Below are 3505 nucleotides of genomic sequence, written 5' to 3'. Positions count from 1 at the left end.
CCCCCCCCTCCCACAGGTGTAACGATGTGCTAGCGGTCTACTTGAACCGCCGCTCCACCCCTTTCTCCACCAGGATCTTCGCCGAAATCTCCTCCACGGAAAAATGCGTGGAGTTGATGTGGGGGATATTCTCCCGCCGGAACAGGTTTTCCACTTCGCGCACTTCGAATTCGCACTGGGCATAGCTCGAATAGCGGCTGTTGGGCTTGCGCTCGTTGCGGATCGCGGTGAGGCGGTCCGGGTCGATGGTCAGGCCGAACAGCTTGTGCTGATGGGCGCGTAACGCGCTCGGCAGTTGCAGGCGCTCCATGTCGTCTTCGGTCAGCGGATAGTTGGCCGCGCGGATGCCAAATTGCATCGCCATGTACAGACACGTCGGCGTCTTACCACAGCGCGACACACCCACTAGGATCAGATCGGCCTTGTCGTAATAATGCGTGCGGGCGCCGTCGTCGTTGTCCAGCGCGAAGTTGACCGCCTCGATCCGCTCCATGTAGTTGGAGTTGTGGCCGATGGAATGGGACTTGCCGACCGAGTAGGAGGAGTGTTCGCTCAGTTCCTGCTCCAGAGGCGCCAGGAACGTGGAAAAAATGTCGATCATGAAACCATTGGACGTTGCGAGAATCTCACGGATGTCCTGATTGACGATGGTATCGAAGATGATCGGGCGAAACCCGTCGGTTTCGGCGGCTTTATTGATTTGCTGTACCATGGCCCGCGCCTTGTCGACGCTGTCTATATACGGCCGTGTCAGCTTGGTGAAGGTTATGTTTTCGAACTGCGCCAACAGGCTTTGGCCCAGCGTTTCGGCGGTGATGCCGGTGCCGTCGGAGATAAAGAAAGCGGATCGTTTCATTTGCGCCTTGGGCCTTAAGCTAGTGAGCTAGTAACGATTCTTGGATATGATAGGCGCGATTTGCCGGCCGCCCGTGGCCCGCATTCTCACTTATTTTCCAGGTCCAGGCCATATCGCCGGCGATTGCTCCCTGGAGCTGCCGGTACTTGAGCTTTTCCAACACAGTCAGTGGAGAGATCACCTTGGTAGAGTACGTAGTTTCCCTCGATAAGCTCGGCGTCCACGATGTAGAGCATGTGGGGGGCAAGAACGCATCCCTGGGCGAGATGATCAGTAACCTCGCCGGCGCCGGTGTCTCGGTGCCAGGTGGCTTCGCCACGACCGCCCAGGCATATCGTGATTTCCTGGAGCTGAGCGGCCTGAACCAGCAGATCCACGATGCCCTCGACGCCCTCGACGTCGATGACGTCAATGCCCTGGCCAGGACCGGCGCCCAGATCCGCCAATGGATCATGGAAGCCGAGTTCCCCGAGAAACTCAACGCCGAGATCCGCACTGCTTTCGCCAAGTTGTCCGAAGGCAATCCCGACATCGCCGTCGCCGTACGTTCCTCGGCCACCGCCGAAGACCTGCCGGACGCCTCGTTCGCCGGTCAGCAGGAGACCTTCCTGAACATCCGTGGCGTGGAAAACGTCATCCGGGCGGCCAAGGAAGTCTTCGCCTCCCTCTTCAACGACCGCGCCATTTCCTACCGCGTGCACCAGGGCTTCGATCACAAGCTGGTCGCCTTGTCCGCCGGTGTGCAGCGCATGGTCCGCTCCGAAACCGGCACCGCCGGCGTGATGTTCACCCTCGACACCGAGTCGGGCTTCCGTGACGTGGTGTTCATCACCGGCGCCTACGGCCTGGGTGAAACCGTCGTGCAGGGCGCGGTGAACCCGGACGAATTTTATGTCCACAAAGGCACCCTGGAAGCCGGCCGTCCCGCCATCCTGCGTCGCAACCTCGGCAGCAAGGCGATCAAGATGATCTACGGCGACGAGGCCAAGGCCGGTCGCTCGGTCAAGACCGTCGAGGTGGACAAGGCTGATCGCGCGCGCTTCTGCCTGACCGACGCCGAAGTCAGTGAACTGGCCAAACAGGCGATGACCATCGAGAAACACTACAAGTGCCCGATGGACATCGAGTGGGCCAAGGACGGTGACGACGGCAAGCTGTACATCGTCCAGGCCCGTCCGGAAACCGTGAAGAGCCGCACCCAGGCCAACGTCATGGAGCGCTACCTGCTCAAGGAAACCGGCACCGTGTTGGTGGAAGGCCGGGCCATCGGCCAGCGCATCGGCGCGGGCAAGGTGCGGATAATCAAGGACGTCTCGGAGATGGACAAGGTCCAGGCCGGCGACGTACTGGTATCCGACATGACCGACCCGGACTGGGAACCGGTCATGAAGCGCGCCAGCGCCATCGTCACCAACCGCGGCGGGCGTACCTGTCACGCGGCGATCATCGCCCGTGAGCTGGGCATTCCGGCCGTGGTCGGTTGCGGCAACGCGACCCAGCTGCTCAAGGACGGCCAGGGCGTGACTGTTTCCTGCGCCGAGGGCGATACCGGCTATATCTTCGAAGGCGAGCTGGGCTTCGACATCAAGAAGAACTCCGTGGATGCGATGCCGGAGCTGCCGTTCAAGATCATGATGAACGTCGGCAACCCGGACCGCGCCTTCGACTTCGCGCAGTTGCCGAATGCCGGCGTGGGCTTGGCCCGCCTGGAGTTCATCATCAACCGCATGATCGGCGTGCACCCCAAGGCGCTGCTGAACTACGACGGCCTGCCACAGGAAATCAAGGACAGCGTCGACAAGCGCATTGCCGGCTACGACGATCCGGTCGGTTTCTACGTCGAGAAGCTGGTGGAAGGCATCAGCACCCTGGCGGCGGCGTTTTCGCCGAAAAAAGTCATCGTGCGCCTGTCGGACTTCAAGTCCAACGAGTACGCCAACCTGATCGGCGGCAAGCTCTACGAGCCGGAAGAAGAGAACCCGATGCTGGGCTTCCGCGGGGCGTCGCGCTACATCAGCGAGTCGTTCCGTGACTGCTTCGAACTCGAATGCCGGGCCCTCAAGCGCGTGCGTAACGAGATGGGCCTGACCAACGTCGAGATCATGGTGCCGTTCGTGCGCACCCTCGGCGAAGCGAGCCAGGTTGTCGACCTGCTGGCGGAAAACGGCCTGGCCCGTGGCGACAATGGCCTGCGCGTGATCATGATGTGCGAGCTGCCCTCCAACGCGATCCTCGCCGAAGAGTTCCTTGAGTTCTTCGATGGTTTCTCCATCGGTTCCAACGACCTGACCCAGTTGACCCTGGGCCTCGACCGTGACTCCGGGATCATCGCCCACCTGTTCGACGAGCGTAACCCGGCGGTCAAGAAGCTGCTGGCCAATGCGATTGCCGCCTGCAACAAGGCCGGCAAATACATCGGCATCTGCGGCCAGGGCCCTTCGGACCACCCGGATCTGGCCAAGTGGTTGATGGAGCAGGGCATCGAGAGCGTTTCGTTGAATCCGGACTCCGTGCTGGAAACCTGGTTCTTCCTGGCTGAGGGTCAGGCTGCGGTCTGATTGAGTGAAGGGGCCTCGACAGTAATACTGGTTGGTGGAATTCACCGTGGCGGGGGGGGGGGGGGGGCTGGGCTGCGCAGCAGACCTTCTG

General features: G+C 61.3%; 2 protein-coding genes. One reads left to right on the top strand and one right to left on the bottom strand.

The window, feature by feature from the left end; translation table 11 throughout:
• Window positions 1–37: 37 nt before the first annotated feature.
• Entirely contained in the window at window positions 38–856 is an 819-nt protein-coding gene (gene ppsR / locus ACE04F_RS23540) for a posphoenolpyruvate synthetase regulatory kinase/phosphorylase PpsR (RefSeq protein ID WP_186609894.1), read from the bottom strand.
• Between the two features lie 182 nt (window positions 857–1038).
• On the opposite strand from ppsR, the gene ppsA reads away from it, so the two are divergent.
• Window positions 1039–3414, top strand: coding sequence for a phosphoenolpyruvate synthase (gene ppsA, locus ACE04F_RS23535; protein WP_486110128.1), 2376 nt, complete (start codon window positions 1039–1041; stop codon window positions 3412–3414).
• The last annotated feature ends 91 nt before the right edge of the window (window positions 3415–3505 follow it).

This window comes from Pseudomonas sp. AGC41, from assembly GCF_057334555.1.
The sequence above is the reverse complement of the archived record's forward strand: the minus strand, read 5'-3'. Positions and strand labels throughout refer to the sequence as shown.

Bases quoted from the DNA above. Each gene is read 5' to 3' on its own strand.
- ppsR (WP_186609894.1), bottom strand. From the start codon at position 856: ATGAAACGATCCGCTTTCTTTATCTCCGACGGCACCGGCATCACCGCC.